Source organism: Bacillus sp. OV166, assembly GCF_900177675.1.
In the GTDB taxonomy this organism is placed as follows: Bacteria; Bacillota; Bacilli; order Bacillales; family Cytobacillaceae; genus Neobacillus.
Map to the genome: position 1 here is coordinate 5449615 of NZ_FXWM01000001.1, position 18223 is coordinate 5467837.

An 18223-nucleotide genomic window follows, 5' to 3' on the forward strand; every position below is an offset into this window, starting at 1 on the left:
ATATAATTAGACTAGAATTGTTTCTTTAACAACTCCATTAATAACATAAGAAGGTGCTTCGCCGTTTAATACCTTAACAATGTTTCCCGCTGCCATATTCGCCATGGCATCTCGTGCTTCAAAGGTAGCATTACCGATGTGTGGAGTTAATACAACGTTTTTCAGATTTTTCAATCCCTCACTAATTTCAGGTTCAAATTCAAAGACGTCAATCCCTGCTCCTTCAATCTGTTTCTCTTCTAACGCTTTTATAAGTGCGGCTTCATCGACGATTGGTCCTCGTGCACAGTTAATTAAATAAGCTGTTGATTTCATCATTTCAAATTGACTTGTGCTAAACATGTGTTTCATGGTTGGATTATAGGAACAATTTATGGTAATGAAATCAGATTCAGCAACTAATTCATCAAAAGATACATATGTCGCGTTTAGTGCAATCTCAACTTGAGGACTTTTTCGACTTGGACTCGTATATAGAACCTTCATGTCAAAAGCAGCGGCTCTTTTCGCAACAGCTTGACCAATTTGACCAAATCCGACAATCCCGATTGTTTTTCCAGATACTTCACGACCGCGAAAATAAAGAGGTGCCCATCCATTGAAGCCAACAGTACGGCATACTTCATCTCCTTCAACCACTCTTCTTGCTGATGCTAATAAAAGGGAAAACGTTAGGTCAGCGGTAGCAGCTGTCGATGCTATTGGTGTATTGGTGGTTGGTATTCCTTTGGAAGCTGCATAATCAAAATCAATATTATTATATCCGGCTCCATAGTTCGCAATAATTTTTAAATGGGGTGCTTGGTCAATTACTTCCTTCGTTACAGTGGTAGATAATAAACTTAGAAGGGCATCCTTATCTTTGATGCGCTCTTTTAATTCTGCTTCAGTAATCAATTTCTCTCCTGTAAATACTTCAACTAAGTGATCCTTCGATAATAGTTCTAACCCCTTTTGGGGAATCTCACCTGCTACTAAAATTTTTGCCATTGCCTTACACCTCTTCAGATATATGATGTTATTTTCCATGAATGCAAATAACTGTAATTAATTATACTATAATAATATAAAGGAAAATATTAATTTTATTACAAGTGTATGTAAAAATAGGCCTGACTCTAAGATATACGCTTAGTGCCAGCCCTTTATTGGACACAAATCTTTTGAACTTACCTACTTTCAAAACTGCAATAAAAAAGCCCATAAACATAAAAAACGTTTTTCGAAACCTCTTGTTGAATAGTAAGCGTATCATCTCACGCATCCTTGTCCTCACCTTTAATTGACCACTCCACGGGACAAGCCTGCGTGGTTTTCTTCCAAACTTACAACTTATTCTTTTTCCCCATCGTCTTCGATGTCTGTCTCTGTTTTTTCAAAAATTTCTTTGGCAATTTTCTCGAACCTTTTCGACTTGTTAAAAAAGAAATTAGCAAACTTGTTCATAATCTCTGATTTCACTAAAATTACTGTTCCCTTTCGTGCATCACCAAAAACAACAAACTAATCTCCAGACTTAATCCCTAATTCCTCTCTTGCTTCCGATGGGATTACTAATTGTCCTCTTTCTCCCATACTCGTCGTTCCAAAAATCTTTCCATGATTCATCATCATCACTCACCTCTCCTCTGTCGGATAAATCATACTATTCATACCGACAATACCCTTCACAGATTATACATATGTCGATTTTATGACCTCTTGAAGTATGAATTTCATTCCTTTTTCTAATAGTCAACGTTTGTCCGTTTCACTAGCAATGCTTAATGCATACATTGTTATTAAACAACTGAGGGAGGTGATTTCTATGGGACATGGCGGAAGTAACAGCTTCGCGTTAATTGTTGTGTTGTTTATTTTATTAATCATTGTTGGAGCATCTTTTATGTTCTAATTTAGTAGACACTTTAGAGGCTCTAAAGCAGAAAGAGCGGGAAACCATTGGTTTCACCGCTCTTTTTTATGGAAGTAAGGATCTACTTTTTGCTGCGAGCTAAAATAATTAAGCTTACAGTAATAATCGTAAAAGCAATCAATGCTAATAACGGAATGGTAATAAAGCCAAGCCAGTTAATATAATCCTTTGAGCAAGGCACTCCGCTTGTACACATTTCAAACTGTTGTAAATAGGGGATTTTTTGTAATAACGTATGGTATCCTGCGATCAGCATCCCGATAATTGACAATGGCAGCGCATATCTAAATATTCCTTTATCATTCCGGTAGACGGCAACCCCTAAGATGATTGCCAGCGGGTACATAAAGATCCTTTGGTACCAGCAAAGTGTACAAGGAATGAAATGCATAACCTCACTAAAATATAAACTGCCAAGTGTAGCAATGATGGCTGCAATCCAGGAGAGAAGTAAGGATTTATTCATTCTATTCACCTTTTGCGGCTTTCGCTACCATTTCTTTTAAGTCATCAATGGTTTGTCCCTCGAACTTTTCTCCATTAACAAAAATAGTTGGGGTTCCAGTAACACCTAGTTTTTCAGCGTAATCCATATCCTTATCCCAAGCCTTATCAGACTTCTTGTCCTGGAAGTTTTTCACAACCTTATCGACGTCACGATCGCTAGCTACTTCCTTCAATGTATCAACTAGGAAGTCTTCAGTAAAAAGATCCACTTTTTCATATTTGGTATCTTCCGGCTGCTTTTCGAATAATAGGTCATGGAATTTCCAAAACGTTTCATTACCGAGCTCTTGAAAAACTGATTCAGCAAACTTAGCTGAACGGGTAGAGTCCACATTGATGAACGAATCATTCATGAAATAAAATTTTGCCTTGCCGGTATCAACCAATTCCTTTTGGATAATTGGTACCACATTCTTGTCAAAATTTTTACAATTAGGGCATTTATAATCGCCAAATTCTATAATCGAGACGGATGCTGATTTCTCTCCAAGGAATGGCTGATTGCTATAATCAATTTCAGTCCCTTTTGTTTCTTCTTGTTTTTTTGAATGATTTCCTAAGAAAATGAAAGCCAAAATGAAAACCGCTACCAATCCGACTACCCAAAAGGTGAATGTAGTTGACGATGATTTTGCTTGATTTTTCTTATTGTTTTTGTTTTTTGCCATGATAGTCTCCTTTATATATTAAGGTAAGAATAGAACTTTTAATTCTAGATAGTATAAATATCACTTATCCTATTGAATAATGCAAATAAAAGGATTCTTTTATGTAATTTGAAAAAGTTAAGTTCCCAAATAGCGGCAATAGATTTTAGAAACACACAATACATCTAATAAAGAGAACTGTACAATCTTGAATACAGTTCTCTTTATCTGACTATTTATCCCACTTCTAAAGATTTATGCTGTGATTGATGCAGTTCCCAATAGTAACTCTTGCGACTCATTAATTCTTTATGGGATCCATCCTCTATGATTCTACCTTTATCAATAACAAGAATACGGGTTGCATTTTGAATAGTAGAAAGACGATGAGCAATAATAAAGGATGTTCTGCCCGCCAGTAAAGTCTCAAGTCCCTTTTGTAATGCAAGCTCGGTTTCCGTGTCAATCGATGAGGTAGCCTCATCGAGGATTAGTATTTTCGGATTGGCTAAAAGTGCACGGGCAAAGGAGATCAGCTGTCTCTGCCCAGTCGAAAGTCTTGTACCTCTTTCGTTGACCTCTGTTTGATATCCATCTGACAACCCGCTAATAAACGGATGAGCCTGCACCGCTTTTGCCGCTTCAATCACTTCTTCGTCCGTAGCATCAAGCCGTCCATAACGGATATTATCCATTATCGTACCAGAAAAAATAAACGGGTCTTGAAGCATGACACCCATTTGCTTCCTAAGGGATGGGATGGTAACTGTGTTAATATCAACACCGTCGATTTCAATTCGCCCTCTGCTCACATCATAAAAACGGCTAAGCAAACTGACGATCGTTGTCTTTCCCGATCCTGTTGCACCGACAAGAGCAATGGTTTCACCAGGATTTACGCTGAAATTAATGTTATTAAGGATGTCTCCCCCTTCATCATATCCAAAAATAACATCTTGAAACTCCACTTTTCCTTTGATTAATGGAAGTTCTCCAGCATTGGGACGATTTTTTACTGTCGGTTGTTCATCCATCATTTCAAAAATTCTTTCCAAATATGCGGTCGCATTAATGATTGCATTGTAAAAATTCCCGATATTTGCAATTGGTGCCCAAAACATCCCTATATACCCAACAAAAGCAACTAAAGCCCCAACTGTTACACCATTACCAATAAGAGATATACCGACAACATATATTAAAGATGTCGTGAGGACCGATATATTTTCAATCGAAGGCCAAAGCAAGAATTGAATTCGTACCGCCTTCATCCACGAGCTTCGATAGCTTTCAGATACTCCACTAAAAATGCGTTTATTTTCTTCTTCCCTCGTAAATGCTTGGGTCACTTTGATGCCGTTGATACTTTCATGAATATATGCATTCATATTGGATTGCTTGTTACTTAAATTTTGCCATGCTTTCCGCTGGGCATTTTTAATAAGCAGGATGACCGCAGCAAGAATTGGAAAACCAAGCATAGCCATAAGAGTTAACTTTACGTCAATGGCTAACATAAAACCTAGAATAACGAAAAGGCTGAAAAGGTCCGTAATCAAATTAATTAAGCCATTCGATAATAAATCACTTAAGGAGTTTACATAGTTGACCACTCTCACTAAAATCTTCCCATGCGGCCTGCTGTCATAAAATGAGAATGATAGTTTTTGCAAATGTGTAAACAAGTCTTTTCTAATTTGGAGAATGACACTCTGCCCAATCTGAGACATCATTCTAATCTTATATTTCATACAAATCCCGGTAATAACGAGGGCGATTAAGTAAATTCCGGCAAGAACCCATAAACCTCCAACATCTTTGCCAGGAATTTCCTCATCAATAGCTTTTTTAATCAAATAGGGCCCGATTAAATTTGCGCCACTGGCAATTAACATGATAAAAACAGTAAAAAGTATTTTTTTTCTGTAGGGTTTTAAATAAACCAACATCCGCTTAAGATGAATAAAACTGAATGGTGATTCCAACTCTTCATCGACATCAAATTTATTGCGCGCCATTGAGATAGATCACATCCTCACCATCGTGCTGACCATCAAAATTCCCATTTTGGTTTCTAAACACTTTATAGTAATACCCTTTTTTCGCAAGCAGCTCTTTATGCTTTCCTCTTTCAATGATCGTGCCATTTTCCATGACCAGAATTAAATCTGCCTCTTTTACAGAAGAAATCCGATGGGCAATAATAAAACAGGTTTTCTCATTTAACATCGACTTTAATGTTCGTTGGATTCTCAGCTCCGTTTCCATATCAACAGCTGATGTTGTATCATCTAGGATGAGGATGGATGGATTTTTTAGAATCGCCCGCGCTAATGCAATCCTTTGCCTTTGACCGCCTGAAAGACCTACTCCTCGCTCCCCTATAATGGTATCGTAACCATCCGGCAATTTGGATATAAAATCATGGGCTTCTGCCATTTTGGCCGCAGATTGAACTACTTCAAAAGAGGCCTCTGGATTCCCATACGCAATATTCCCTTCAATGGTATCCGAAAAAAGAAAAATATCCTGCATAACCATTGCCATACTATCTCTCAATTTATGAATATCCCAATCCTTTACATTGAGTCCATCCAACCTTATCCCCCCGCTGGTCACATCATAAAATCTGCTGAGAAGATTTACTAATGTTGATTTACCTGCACCAGTTGGTCCGATAATGCCCACCGTTTGTCCCGGCAGGACTCTAAAGCAGATATCCTTCAAAACAGGTTCGTCACCATAGCTAAAGGAAACATTATTAAAATCCACTACCCCCTTGAAGTGTTTCACATTGAAGCTTTTTACTTCATTGGTTATCTCAGGTCTTGTATTTAACAAATCTTCTACTTTTTCAGCTGAAGCAATAAACCTTTGAACATCATTGATTAACCATCCAGCCATACGCATCGGATTATTTAATGCCCAAATTAAGGAATTAAACGTGACTAATTCACCCAATGAAAGAGAACGATTAATTACCATACTGCCTCCAACTAAGATCATCACAACTGTTAATACTCCTGCTAATGAATCGAGCACTGGCAAATACTTTTCCCAAACTCTTGCGGAGGCAAGATTCTTCTCCTTGAATGCCTCATTTTCTCCTGAAAACTTCTTAATTTCGTAGTCTTCCTTCGCAAAAGCCTTTACAACTCGATTTCCGCTAATGTTTTCCTGCACGACTGAATTTAACCTTGCAAATTGTCCTCTGATTGCAGAAAATGTGGGTTTGACAGTAAAGGATAAACGAGCAGCAAAATAACCAATAAGTGGTGTCACCACAAGCATAGCTAAAGCTAACGGGGGATGGATATAGAACATAAACCCAATAGCAAAAATTAAAATGGTCAAATTTTCAAAGATCATATAAATAACCCAGGAGGTAAAATGCCTAACAGCTTCCAGATCCCCGGTCATTCGAGCCATAATATCTCCTGTTTTTGTGCGATCGAAAAAACTAAAATCTAATTGGTGAAGCCGATCATACAACTGATCTCTAATTTTAAAAATAACACTTTGTGAAACCCGTTCGAAGATTAATTGATAATTATATCGTATAACCGTTTTGATCACAGTTATCCCAATCATGGTCCCCAAAACGGGCCATAACAAACCATCTTGATGACCATAGATAACCTTATCGACGATTTTTCCTGCAAAATATGGATTCAGCATATTTAATACTGAAACCAGTAAGGCCAGAAAAAGGCCGCTAAATAATCTGATCCTAAAGCTCCTTATATACCCCCACAACCAACGTATGCTTCGCATGATCTACTTCCTCCTTCCCAATCTGCATTAAACATAAATACATATTATTATCGTTACTTCTCTTATATGTATGGACAAAAGAATAATAGGCCGATTGTAGGTGTAGAACTTTCAATCCAAATTATCGTGTAATATTCTTTAAAATTAAAAATGGAATATCTAAAAAAATACTCCATTTTTCAAGCTGTCTAGGCTCGTGACGAACGAAATGTCGCCTTCACTTCTTGAAAGCCATCCTGCCAGCGCCAAAACCAAACTGGGTCAAGATGTACATTCCAATATTTAATTTACTTACTTAAGATTGGATTTGTTATAGCATCTCAATCTTTGCTTGTGTATCCAATAAACTAAGTATTAAAACTTATACACCAATAAGAAAGCATTGGCACTATTTAAAATAATAAAACGACAGGAGGAGCTTCAATCTTAATGCTCCTTCTGTCTTTTTTTAATTAACGATAAATAACGTCATTCCAGCGTAATTCGTTATTGAATGCATGTGTATCCGTGTCATTATTAATAACAACCATTTCGATTCCAGCTAGTTCTGCAAAGTCTCTTAGTTGTTCCGTTGTTACTTTATATGAGAAGCCAGTATGGTGGGCTCCGCCAGCTTGGATCCAATTTTCAACTGCTTGACTTAACGATGGCTGAGTTGTCCATAATACTCTTGCAACAGGGAGATTAGGCATATCTTTCTCTGGCTGCACTGCATCCACTTCATTTACTAGGAGACGGAAACGATGTCCAAGGTCAACAATGGAGGCATTTAAGGCCGCGCCGCCTCTTCCATCAAATACGATTCGAGCAGGATCTTCCTTACCGCCGATTCCAAGCGGATGAACCTCAATCTTAGGCCGAGTAGCTGAAATAGTTGGGCAAACTTCAAGCATATGGGCACCAAGCACCATTTCATTTCCTGGCTCAAAATGATATGTATAATCCTCCATGAAGGACGTTCCTTCATTCCCTGCAATGATTTTCATCAATCTTACAAGCGCTGCTGTTTTCCAGTCACCTTCACCAGCAAAACCATAGCCTTGTTCCATTAAACGCTGAGCGGCAAGACCAGGAAGCTGGTTTATTCCGTGTAAATCTTCAAAAGTGGTAGTAAATGCAGTATAGCCTCCCTCAGTTAGGAATGCTTTCATACCAAGTTCAATTCTTGCTTGATAGCGGATAGAATCTCTAACTGGACCATCAGTAAGTCCTTCAGGAGTAATATCATATTGCTCTTCATATTCAGCCATTAACTGATCAATTTCTTGTTCCGTTACATCATTCATGCGTTGAACTAAGTCACCCACTCCGTAACCATTAACTGTCCAGCCAAATTTGATTTGCGCTTCTACTTTGTCACCCTCCGTTACGGCTACTTGGCGCATGTTATCACCAAATCTCGCAACCTTTAAATTTTTGCTTTCCTCAAAAGCAGCTGCTGTTCTCATCCAGCTGCCAACACGTTCTTTAACATCTTGGTTTTCCCAATGACCTACAACAACCTTACGCTTTACTTTTAGGCGACTGGCGATGAATCCATGCTCACGGTCGCCGTGTGCGGCTTGATTTAAATTCATGAAATCCATATCGATAGAATTCCATGGGATATCACGGTTAAATTGAGTAGCTAAATGTAGATAAGGCTTTTGAAGGGCAGACAGACCTGCAATCCACATTTTTGATGGTGAGAATGTATGCATCCATGTTATAATTCCTGCACAATTTTCATCTGCATTGGCCTCTAGGATCAGTTTGCGGATCGAATCAGAATCCTTTACTACAGATTTAAAAACTAATTTATAGGGTACAGCAGAATCATCGTCCAAACCATTTACGATAGTTTTTGAATTCTCTTCTACTTGTCGCAGTACATCTTCTCCGTATAATAATTGACTTCCTGTTACAAACCAAAATTCATAAGCATTTGTAGTTAACAAGGTAATTCCTCCTAGAGTAAATGAATTATATTTTTATCTCAGATTAATTATGAGTATTTTATTATTAGTCATCCGTACAAGTTACCTCGGAAAGACCCATAATATTGTTCCTGTCTACTACCTACTTTTGGCCGTAATAGGCATTCACCCCATGCTTGCGAAGATAATGCTTATCTAGCAGAAATTGGTCAATAGGTTTCATTTGTGGGTTAATCTGGAACGTGTTTAACGCCATTTTTGCTACTTCCTCTAAAACAACCGCATTGTGAACAGCCTCGTTTGCATTTTTCCCCCAGCTAAAAGGAGCATGGCCTGATAATAAAACTCCAGGCATTGATAAGGGATCAAGTCCTTCTTTTTCAAAGGTTTCAATAATTACATTACCTGTTTCAAGTTCGTATCCCCGTTCAATTTCCTCTTGGGTCAAGGTACGTGTACAAGGAATTGCCCCATAAAAGTAATCAGCATGCGTCGTTCCAAGCGCAGGAATTGCTTGCCCTGCCTGAGCCCAGCTTGTTGCCCATGGTGAATGAGTATGAACAATTCCACCAATTTGACTAAAAGCCCGATACAGTGCAAGATGTGTTGGAGTATCAGAAGAAGGTCTTAATGTTCCCTCTATGATTCTTCCATTTAAATCTAAAACAACGAGATCATCTATTTTCAACTCTTCGTAAGGAACACCACTTGGCTTAATAACAACAAGACCTTGCTCACGATCAATCCCACTTACATTACCCCAAGTAAAAGTTACCAACCCATGTTCTGGCAGCTGCAAGTTAGCTGCTAAAACCTCTTTTTTTAATCGTTCTAACATACAGTTTCCTCCCTTTTTTCCAAGGAGCTTTCTTTTTTAATCTTTTTCAAGGTTTTCATGACATTGTTTTCGCCTCTGCCAAAATAATCATAAAGGCGGGCATATTCGTTGAAAAGTTGATCATACACTTTTGCATTAGCTTTAATTGGCTGGTAGATGTAATCTTTTACACTGCCCATATCTTTGGCAGCATCTGTAATGCTGTCGTAACCGCCGCGGTCTTTTCCTGCTGCAACTGCACCAAACATCGCTGATCCAAGAGCAGGTGTTTGTGAAGAAGCAGAAATCTTAATATCCATATTTAATACATCCGAATAAATTTGCATCATCATCGCATTTTTCTCAGCAATTCCTCCAGCAGCATAAACCTCATTTACAGGAACTCCATTTTTGCGGAAAGTTTCAACAATCATTCGTGTACCATAGGCTGTTGCTTCAATTAATGTACGATAGATTTCCTCTGGCTTTGTTAAAAGAGTCGCACCTAGGAGAACACCTGTAAGATCAGCGTCAACAAGAGTAGAGCGATTACCGTTCCACCAATCTAACGCGAGGAGGCCGCTTTCACCAACTTGTAATTGATTTGCTTTTTCCGTTAATAGGTGATGGATGTTTACCCCTTTTTCTTCTGCTTCTTCATGGTAGCTTGCAGGGACACAGTTTTCAGTAAACCATTCGAAATGGTCGCCAACACATGATTGACCTGCTTCATACCCCATAAATCCAGGGATTACACCATCCTCAACCACACCACACATACCTGGAACAATCTTTTCTTCTTCACCTAGCAAAATATGACAAGTTGAGGTTCCCATAATCATTAACAATTTCCCTGGCTCAGTTATACCTACTGCTGGGACGGCAACGTGAGCATCAACATTAGCGACAGCTACTGCTGTACCTGGATTCAAACCTGTTAACTTTGCCGCTTTTATAGTAATTTCCCCTGCTTTAGACCCAATTGGGACAATCTTAGTAGATAGTTTTTCTTCGACCACATTTTCCAAACGTGGATCAAGCGCCTTGAAAAATTCATTGGATGGGTATCCCTCTTGTTTATGCCAGATAGCTTTGTATCCAGCCGTACAACTGTTTCGATTTATTTCTCCTGTCAACTCAGAAATAACCCAATCTGTCGCCTCTAATATTTGGTCAGCTGCTTCATAAATTTCAGGTGCTTCATTTAAAATCTGCCATACTTTTGGCAACATCCATTCAGAAGAAATCTTTCCGCCATAACGCTGTAAAAACTTTTCTCCGCGCGCTTCAGCAATTTCATTTAAGCGATTTGCTTCATCTTGTGCTGCATGGTGTTTCCAAAGCTTTACATAGCTATGAGGGTGGTTCCTAAATTCCTCATTGAAACACAATGGTGTTCCATATTTATCAATTGGGAGGACCGTACAAGCAGTAAAGTCAATCCCTAAGCCGATTACATCATCAGCAGAAATTTCCGCTTTCTTTAATACTTCTGGAATAGTAACCTGTAATACTTCAAGATAATCGTTCGGATGCTGCAAAGCCCAGTCATGTTCTAACTTCGTGATCCCATCAGGTAAAAACTCATCCATTACCCCATGAGTATATTCTTTTACAGCAGTGGCTACTTCTTTACCGCTCCCAACCTCAACAAGCACAGCTCTTCCTGATTGCGTTCCATAATCTACTCCTATCGTATACTTAGCCATTAAATTCACCTGTCCTTTAGAATACGTTTACAAAACTAGTTTCTATTTAATTAATTCTATAAAAATATAATTCTATTTTTCATTTTTATGCATACAAGTTTAAAAAAACTCGAAAGCCTTATCATTAATCCTTACAAGTTATCCGAAAGCCCCTTACTTGTACGTATAACTTTAATTAAATTTTACCACCTATCTGATTTTTTTCAATGCTATTTTGTAATTAATTCATTATTTCTTGAAAAAAGTTATTAAATTTTGAAGAGAATATAAAATGAAAAAAAACACCCTATTATGATCAATTTCTGAAATCATAATTGGGTGTTTTCTTACTTAAAATACGAATGTATTAAATGAAGAAGGCTCTAATGTAACATTATATTTTTCAATTCCTTCTCCGATACAAAGTTCACGTTGATTTTCAAACGGATTTGAAATAACAACTATTCTTGAGCCATCCGGATTTCTAAATGCAACTGCATTTCCAGTCCATGGACCTTTTGTTTCAATCCTAACCGCACCAGATTTAATAAAATGAGAGAAATGCTTCATCACATAAAACTCTGGATTACAATTGAATTCCTTTGTTTCAGGATCTACGGTAATCATAGAATTTTGTTCCCATCCCCAAGTGCTTCGGCCAAACGGTTCCAAGACCATGTTCCAATAAACATAAGAGTTTGCACCATTCACGAAGTAATGTCGAAACAAATTATAGACGTATTGAGCATATTCCCACGTGTTTTTTCCATCTCCACATTCATTTTCTGTCTGCATGTAACGTAGTTCTGGATAGCTTTGTACCGTTTGTTGTATGGCATACTTTCCTGCCCATTGATAGCCGACACCTTTAATGTATTTATAAGCCTCAGGGTCACTTAGGACCGTATTAGCCAGTTGATCATAATCAGATGCTGACTTTTGAAATAATTCATTGACAATTCCATTAATGGTTCCTAGCCATATTTCCGTATCTAGTCCATGCCTTTCAAAGGCCGGACCTAAATAATCAGAAATGAATTCACGAAGCTGTTCGCCGGTCCAAACACATGAAGGGAATTTCTGATCAGCAACCACTTCATTTTGGACATGGACTTGGTCAATCTTAATACCCTCTTGTTTATAGGCCTCCACAAACTTTACAAAGTATAAAGCATACGCCTCCAAAACTTCCTTTTCCCAACGCAGTTTTCCATAGTTGTATGCTTTAGGGAACTTCATCCATGTTGGAGGGCTCCATGGGGATGCGAACAATTTCATGTTAGGATTACGTTTCAATGCTTCTTTTATAAATGGGATCAAATACTTTTGATCCCTTTCGATGCTAAAATGCTCCATATGATAATCATTATCTACTTCGTTGTGACTATACCATTCTAGTGCGTAGTCACTTGCCCCAATTGGAAGCCTGCAGATTTCGAACTTACATTCACCATTTGGATCAAACAATGCATCATACACTTTATTTCTGTCTTCTTCTGTCAGGTGTTGGAGAGCTGTTAACCCCAGTTCATTAAAGCAGCCGCCAAATCCGTCTATAGTCCGGCCAATCTGATCCGTCAAGGTCAAATTGAGTGAACCTGATTCGGTTTGAAAAACCGTCGTCTCTTTCCAACCACCTAGCTTTGTTGTTGAAAACCAATGAATTTGCTTGTTATTCATTTTAGTAGTTTCCTTTCTTCCGCCACTTGGTCTTCCTCGATAATGATAACTCCCCAAGGTTCTAAATCCATTGTTTGACCTATATTCACTGCTCTTTCTGTCAACAGTTCCAAACCTTCGTTATGGGGATACTTAAAGACTTTCGTTTCATCAGAATAATTAAAGTAATAATGAAGCATCTTGCCATTTTGATTGATTCCAGATTTAATGATTAATGAAAAGGCTAAATCTTGGTCAACTCCCCATAAGCTTGCCTTTTTAACAGACTGTTCTAGCACCTTTTTCATTATGGCTGCACTTGGTATACAACCAATGTAGGTTGCACTACCCATACCGTATTGATTTTCAGTGATGGCTGCATATTTACCCCATTGTGGGTGGTCATAATAAGCAAGAACTTCTGCGGTTGTTGGTGTAATTAGCTCCATCCATGTTTCCACAAAATTATTTTCTTCGCCTACCTGAAAAGGATCATTTCTTAGTGAAACATTTTTCGGCTCAACAAACATATTGTAATAAATACCACAAGCTTCATTTATGATGCCTGGTTGATGTGAAGTTCTTACCTTAACATTTTCATCCGTAAAACCACTCTTAAAGGTATAAACAATATGTCCGCCGTTTTTAACAAATTCGTTTAATCGTTCTAATAGATTATTGGAAGCAGTATACAATGCGGGTACCACTAACATTGAATAGTCCCCAAGATTATCACTAGTTGGATTCACAAAATCGCAGCCAATATTCATTTTGTATAACTCATCATACATCAGTCGAACAATGTCATTGTAGTTCTTAGAGGTTGATTGATTAAATTTAAACCAATTTAAGGCGGTTAACGACTCATTGCTAACTAGAATCGCAACTTTATTTTTTTTCTTTAAGTTAACTAGATGTGGAGAAAGTCTTTCGAAATCCTTTCCAATTGTTTTCGCTTCATTGTATACAGGATTGGGTTCAAAATCATGACTTAATAAACCTTTCCAATATGTTTCAAAAGAGTTATGGATGGAATGCCAATGCCAGTAAGCTACCATATTTGCCCCAGAAGCAAGATGACTAAATGCCTGCAATCTAAGTTGACCAGGGTATGGAGTCCAGTTAGTAAAAGCTTGAGCCTCTGTTTCTATTACTAGATAATTCTTTCCCTTTGTGGATCTAGCAACATCGCCCCCAAAGGAAATTTCAATTCCTGTTAGATCGTCTTGTGAAGGATGATAAATATCCACTCCGGTTACATCGAAGGCTCTTGAAGCTTCAAAGTGATCTACATTCGGTTGGATTCCGTAGGAGTATCCTCTCCATTCAAAGTCAAAATTTTGTGTGACAAACTGACTGGAACGCTTATATTCATTGACAATGGATACTTGCCAACTTAGGAAATCAGTGACTAGCTTTCGTTGAAACTTAGAAAACTCCGATCCAAGGCTGCCATTAATAGTTCCGACAACGGAGGGAAAGTCCTCCCAGCTGTTTATCCGGTTGCTCCAATAATCGAGACCAAATTTCTCATTTAGACTATCAATTGTCTTGAATTTTTCCTTCATATATTTTACGAATAATAGTTGGACATTCGGTCCTGCTGTATTATAATGCTTCGTTTCATTATCTGTTTGGTAACCAATTACCGCAGGATGATCTTTTACATGACCAATCAACTTTCGGATGATTCTTTCTGAATAAAAAAGATAGCTAGGATTGGTAATATCCATAATCTGGCGAGCGCCATATCGGCCAGGTCCATTTTGGGTTACTGCTAACACATCTGGATGTTCCTTGACCATCCAGGTGGGAACAGCATAGGTTGGTGTTCCCACAATAACTTTGATTCCAGCATTGTGCATCGCATCAAGAACCCGATCCACTGATGTAAAATCGAAAACCCCGTTTTGTGGTTCATGGGTACTCCAGGTCGATTCGGCAATCCGAACAACATTGATTCCAGCATCCTTCATCATCTGAATATCTTTATCTAAACGATCGTAGGGCATATATTCATCGTAATATGCTACTCCGTATAACAATTGTTGCATTAGGTAAACCCCTTCCAGTTAATCTATTAATCATTTGCTTTATTAATTATTTAATAGCTCCATCTGCTATTCCCTTAAGAATGTATTTTTGGAATATGGCGTAAAAGACAATGACAGGAAGGGCCGTGATAATAAGCCCGGATAGAATTTTTGGCCAATCACTGTTATATTGACCGAATAACATGTTTACCGATAACATTAATGTATAATTATTTACATCGGTAAGCATAATCATTGGCAATAAGAAATCGTTCCATAACCATAGAACATCTAAAATAAGGATGGTTGCAGTAATAGGTTTTAAAAGAGGAAATATAATTTTTGTGAATATTTGGAAGTCATTGCAACCATCAATTCTTGCAGCTTCCTCAAGTTCTTTCGGAATCGTTTTAACAAATCCATGATATAGAAATATCGCCATGTTAACCCCGAGGCCAATATAAATAAGGCCCAATCCGAATGTTGATCCCTGTACGGACAACCCCTTTGCTACTTTTGTTAGCGTGATCATTATGGAGTGAAATGGAACAAGCATTGATGCTAGGAATAAGGTAAACAAGAAATTGCTCAACTTACCCTTTGTTCTTGCTAGTTTATATCCAGCTAGTGAACCGCAAATAACAATTCCTGCCAGTCCGATAACGGTCACAATTATGGTATTCCAAGCACTATTGAATAAATCTAACTCTTCGAATATTCCTGTATAATTTTCAAAATGTAATTTTGTAGGGAGCTTCATAACAGATGTAAAAATCTCCCCTTGTGATTTAAATGAATTGATGACAGCCATGTATATTGGAAAAAATGAAATCGCCGCAAAAATTGCCAAAACTAAAGTTGTACCAATAGGAACCAGTTTCTTTTGCATTATGCTTCCACCTCTTTCTTTTTCAATACTTTCACTTGAATCAGCGTGATGACCAACACAATCAAGAAGAGAATCATTGCTTTAGCATTCGCATAGCCATATCGAAAATTATTGGAAAAGGCTTCTTCATAAATATTCAGCGCCATAACCTGTGTCGATCTTCCAGGCCCGCCTGCAGTAAGTGCATAAACTACATCAAAAACTTTAAATGCACCATTTAATGTTAAGAAAGCGCAAATCGTTATTGCATGCATGATCATCGGAATCGTCACGTGGAAAAGTCTTTGAATTGGATTTGCACCATCAATCATAGCAGCCTCTTTTAGGTGTTGCGGAACTCCTTGAAGTGCAGCCATATAGATAACCATCATATAGCCAATCCCATGCCATAAGGACACGATAAGAATGGAGTAGAAGGAAACGTTGGCATCACCAATCCATGCCTGATCAAGAAATGATAAAACAGCCTTTTTGGATAATTCCGGTAGGACGTTGGTAAAAATAAATGAAAACATGAATGCACTAATAATCAAACTCAACATATTAGGCATAAAAAAGATGGTTCGAAAAAAAGCTTTTGTTCTAACTCTAGTTTCAATGAATAAGGCAAGAAGCAACGCAATCACGTTCTGAAAAACAAACATGAACGCTGTATATTTTAAAGTGAAGAAAAAAGAATGGCGAAATGCAGGGTCATCTTTAAAAGCTTCAATATAATTGCTTATTCCAACAAAGTTATAGGTTTGAGATAGAGCAGTCCAATCTGTAAAACTATAGAATCCCGCTCCAATCATTGGAATCAACAAGAATACAGAATAAAATACAAATGCAGGTAGAACAAATAAGATTAAACTAATGGAACCTTTATGTTTTTTTAGATTTAAACCACTTTTAGAGCTTACTTTAGGTTGTACTTGTTCAATAACCATTTCAACACTTTGCTTATTTAACTGCGACATTACCTAACACCTCACTGACATTGTTGTTTTGGATAATGATAAAGACAGCTGTAAGCTGCCTTTATCATTCACTGAATTTAAAATTTACTTATTATTTTGGTTGAATTGGTCCCAAGCACGGTCCAAGCCTTTGATGACATCCTTCTGAGATGCATCCCCTGCAAAATAACTTTGTAGTAATTTCTGTGACTCGTCTTTTACAGCAATCGGGATCGGAGGATCTTGGTAAGCCTTTCCTTGAGATACATATTCAGTTGAATCCTTTAACCAAGGAAATGGTTCAAAGGTATGTTTGCTAGAGACAGCATTAAACCCAAGGCTTTTATAAAATTCACTAGAATCTTTATCATCCAAAATATAATTGATTAAATCCTTTGCGACATCTTTATGTTTGCTCATTTTTGATACTGCAAGAGATGTTGATGTAGAAAGGTTTATTTGTGTCGTTGCTGAATCATCATTGACTGGAAGTGGAGCAACGCCAAATTCAAAGTCCTTGTTTGTTTTTAAAATCGAATCTGCCATCCATGGACCTTGGATCCACATCGCAGCTTTACCGTTAGCGAAGTCTGCAGCTCCTTGATCTTGTCCGTTCTCAAAGGCACGTTTTGTGCCATTAGCGTTAGATAAATCCATAATTTTAAACATATCTTTTAACGCGGAGAAAGAGCCTTTTCCTTCATTCATTTCCTTAATAAAGTCAGGATTGTCCTTCGCTTGAGCTGCACCTACTGCTAGCGGTAAAAATAATTGAGGAATATACGCATCTTTATAAGTTAACAAAAATGGAGTTACATTTTTTTGCTTAAGCGTTTTAACAACTTGTTCCATTTCCGAATATGTTTGTGGTAATTTTATATTTAAGTCTTTAAAGATTTTCTTGTTGTAAAGATATCCCCATTGAAGTGTCTCCAAAGGAACCGCTACAACCTTACCATTACTTGTTATCGCTGGTTTGACCGTATCAAACACTTTGGCTACGAAAGGTTCATTTGATAAATCCTCAAGATAACCTGCTTTATCGTAAATAGGTATATCATTGATTGCATGCAGAGCAAACACGTCAGGGCTATCTCCAGATGCCATCCTTGTTTTTAATAATTGTGCTGCCTGATTTACACTTGGTAATTCCAATTTGATTTCTACATTAATACCTTTTTCCTTTTTCTCTTTGGCTACAAATTGATCCAAGTATGTTTGATACTGCTGCTTAAAACGTGGTTGTCCAATAAATACTTTCAGTTCAACATTTTTTTCGGCCTTTGATCCACTTTCGTCAGAAGCTGTTTCCTTAGAATTACAACCTGCTAACAAACCGATAGCTAGAATAAAGATTAGCAAAGATGATAACGCTTTCTTCATTTTTTGTGACCCCCCTGAATAATATTTAAAGCATACTTTTATATTAATCGCCCCTCT

The 18223-nt window shown here is 37.7% G+C and carries 16 protein-coding genes; 1 reads left to right on the plus strand and 15 read right to left on the minus strand.

Annotated elements, in window-relative coordinates:
* Positions 1 to 6: 6 nt before the first annotated feature.
* The 3 genes from CCK98_RS26850 to CCK98_RS36555 all read right to left on the minus strand — a co-directional run bounded on the left by CCK98_RS26850 (position 7) and on the right by CCK98_RS36555 (position 1614).
* On the minus strand, positions 7 to 990 hold the full coding sequence (locus tag CCK98_RS26850) for a 2-hydroxyacid dehydrogenase family protein (protein WP_088089382.1): 984 nt from the start codon (positions 988 to 990) through the stop codon (positions 7 to 9).
* 342 nt (positions 991 to 1332) lie between these two features.
* Positions 1333 to 1461 (minus strand): hypothetical protein, encoded by a 129-nt coding sequence (locus tag CCK98_RS36550; protein ID WP_256942467.1) that lies wholly within the window; start codon positions 1459 to 1461, stop codon positions 1333 to 1335.
* A 42-nt stretch (positions 1462 to 1503) separates the two neighbouring features.
* Entirely contained in the window at positions 1504 to 1614 is a 111-nt protein-coding gene (locus CCK98_RS36555; protein WP_256942468.1) for an AbrB/MazE/SpoVT family DNA-binding domain-containing protein, read from the minus strand.
* A gap of 193 nt (positions 1615 to 1807) precedes the next feature.
* On the opposite strand from CCK98_RS36555, the gene CCK98_RS36560 reads away from it, so the two are divergent.
* A complete protein-coding gene (locus tag CCK98_RS36560) occupies positions 1808 to 1894 on the plus strand; it encodes a YjcZ family sporulation protein (RefSeq protein ID WP_142292244.1) in 87 nt (28 codons plus the stop codon).
* A gap of 82 nt (positions 1895 to 1976) precedes the next feature.
* On the opposite strand, the gene CCK98_RS26870 is transcribed toward CCK98_RS36560, so the two are convergent.
* The 12 genes from CCK98_RS26870 to CCK98_RS26925 all read right to left on the minus strand — a co-directional run bounded on the left by CCK98_RS26870 (position 1977) and on the right by CCK98_RS26925 (position 18166).
* Entirely contained in the window at positions 1977 to 2381 is a 405-nt protein-coding gene (locus CCK98_RS26870; protein ID WP_088089384.1) for a disulfide oxidoreductase, read from the minus strand.
* Position 2382: 1 nt separating this feature from the next.
* Complete coding sequence (locus CCK98_RS26875) at positions 2383 to 3090, minus strand: DsbA family protein (RefSeq protein ID WP_088089385.1); 708 nt, start codon at positions 3088 to 3090, stop codon at positions 2383 to 2385.
* 215 nt (positions 3091 to 3305) lie between these two features.
* Positions 3306 to 5087 carry an ABC transporter ATP-binding protein gene (locus CCK98_RS26880; protein WP_088089386.1) on the minus strand — a complete coding sequence of 594 codons (1782 nt, stop codon included), beginning with the start codon at positions 5085 to 5087 and terminating at the stop codon, positions 3306 to 3308.
* Positions 5074 to 6843, minus strand: coding sequence for an ABC transporter ATP-binding protein (locus CCK98_RS26885; protein ID WP_088089387.1), 1770 nt, complete (start codon positions 6841 to 6843; stop codon positions 5074 to 5076). The genes CCK98_RS26880 and CCK98_RS26885 overlap by 14 nt, the downstream gene beginning before the upstream one ends.
* Before the next feature lie 452 nt (positions 6844 to 7295).
* On the minus strand, positions 7296 to 8780 hold the full coding sequence (araA, locus tag CCK98_RS26890) for an L-arabinose isomerase (protein ID WP_088089388.1): 1485 nt from the start codon (positions 8778 to 8780) through the stop codon (positions 7296 to 7298).
* Between the two features lie 121 nt (positions 8781 to 8901).
* The gene (araD, locus tag CCK98_RS26895; protein WP_088089389.1) at positions 8902 to 9597 is read right to left on the minus strand and encodes an L-ribulose-5-phosphate 4-epimerase; all 696 of its coding nucleotides are present in this window, start codon (positions 9595 to 9597) and stop codon (positions 8902 to 8904) included.
* Complete coding sequence (gene araB / locus CCK98_RS26900; protein WP_088089390.1) at positions 9591 to 11285, minus strand: ribulokinase; 1695 nt, start codon at positions 11283 to 11285, stop codon at positions 9591 to 9593. Before araB ends, araD begins: the two co-directional genes overlap by 7 nt.
* Before the next feature lie 330 nt (positions 11286 to 11615).
* Positions 11616 to 12944 (minus strand): glycoside hydrolase family 30 beta sandwich domain-containing protein, encoded by a 1329-nt coding sequence (locus tag CCK98_RS26905; protein WP_088089391.1) that lies wholly within the window; start codon positions 12942 to 12944, stop codon positions 11616 to 11618.
* Positions 12941 to 14977, minus strand: a complete 2037-nt coding sequence (locus CCK98_RS26910) for a beta-galactosidase (protein ID WP_088089392.1) — start codon at positions 14975 to 14977, stop codon at positions 12941 to 12943. The genes CCK98_RS26905 and CCK98_RS26910 overlap by 4 nt, the downstream gene beginning before the upstream one ends.
* Before the next feature lie 46 nt (positions 14978 to 15023).
* Positions 15024 to 15848 carry a carbohydrate ABC transporter permease gene (locus CCK98_RS26915; protein WP_373408547.1) on the minus strand — a complete coding sequence of 275 codons (825 nt, stop codon included), beginning with the start codon at positions 15846 to 15848 and terminating at the stop codon, positions 15024 to 15026.
* Positions 15845 to 16774 (minus strand): carbohydrate ABC transporter permease, encoded by a 930-nt coding sequence (locus CCK98_RS26920; protein ID WP_088090555.1) that lies wholly within the window; start codon positions 16772 to 16774, stop codon positions 15845 to 15847. Before CCK98_RS26920 ends, CCK98_RS26915 begins: the two co-directional genes overlap by 4 nt.
* A gap of 114 nt (positions 16775 to 16888) precedes the next feature.
* Positions 16889 to 18166, minus strand: coding sequence for an ABC transporter substrate-binding protein (locus CCK98_RS26925; RefSeq protein WP_088089394.1), 1278 nt, complete (start codon positions 18164 to 18166; stop codon positions 16889 to 16891).
* Positions 18167 to 18223 lie beyond the last annotated feature (57 nt).

Excerpts from the sequence above, each read along its gene's own strand:
- CCK98_RS26850 (WP_088089382.1), bottom strand. The coding sequence starts at position 990 with ATGGCAAAAATTTTAGTAGCAGGTGAGATTCCCCAAAAGGGGTTAGAA.
- CCK98_RS36555 (WP_256942468.1), bottom strand. The coding sequence starts at position 1,614 with ATGATGATGAATCATGGAAAGATTTTTGGAACGACGAGTATGGGAGAA.
- CCK98_RS36560 (WP_142292244.1), top strand. The coding sequence starts at position 1,808 with ATGGGACATGGCGGAAGTAACAGCTTCGCGTTAATTGTTGTGTTGTTT.
- CCK98_RS26870 (WP_088089384.1), bottom strand. The coding sequence starts at position 2,381 with ATGAATAAATCCTTACTTCTCTCCTGGATTGCAGCCATCATTGCTACA.
- CCK98_RS26875 (WP_088089385.1), bottom strand. The coding sequence starts at position 3,090 with ATGGCAAAAAACAAAAACAATAAGAAAAATCAAGCAAAATCATCGTCA.
- CCK98_RS26880 (WP_088089386.1), bottom strand. The coding sequence starts at position 5,087 with ATGGCGCGCAATAAATTTGATGTCGATGAAGAGTTGGAATCACCATTC.
- CCK98_RS26885 (WP_088089387.1), bottom strand. The coding sequence starts at position 6,843 with ATGCGAAGCATACGTTGGTTGTGGGGGTATATAAGGAGCTTTAGGATC.
- araD (WP_088089389.1), bottom strand. The coding sequence starts at position 9,597 with ATGTTAGAACGATTAAAAAAAGAGGTTTTAGCAGCTAACTTGCAGCTG.
- araB (WP_088089390.1), bottom strand. The coding sequence starts at position 11,285 with ATGGCTAAGTATACGATAGGAGTAGATTATGGAACGCAATCAGGAAGA.
- CCK98_RS26905 (WP_088089391.1), bottom strand. The coding sequence starts at position 12,944 with ATGAATAACAAGCAAATTCATTGGTTTTCAACAACAAAGCTAGGTGGT.
- CCK98_RS26910 (WP_088089392.1), bottom strand. The coding sequence starts at position 14,977 with ATGCAACAATTGTTATACGGAGTAGCATATTACGATGAATATATGCCC.
- CCK98_RS26920 (WP_088090555.1), bottom strand. The coding sequence starts at position 16,774 with ATGGTTATTGAACAAGTACAACCTAAAGTAAGCTCTAAAAGTGGTTTA.
- CCK98_RS26925 (WP_088089394.1), bottom strand. The coding sequence starts at position 18,166 with ATGAAGAAAGCGTTATCATCTTTGCTAATCTTTATTCTAGCTATCGGT.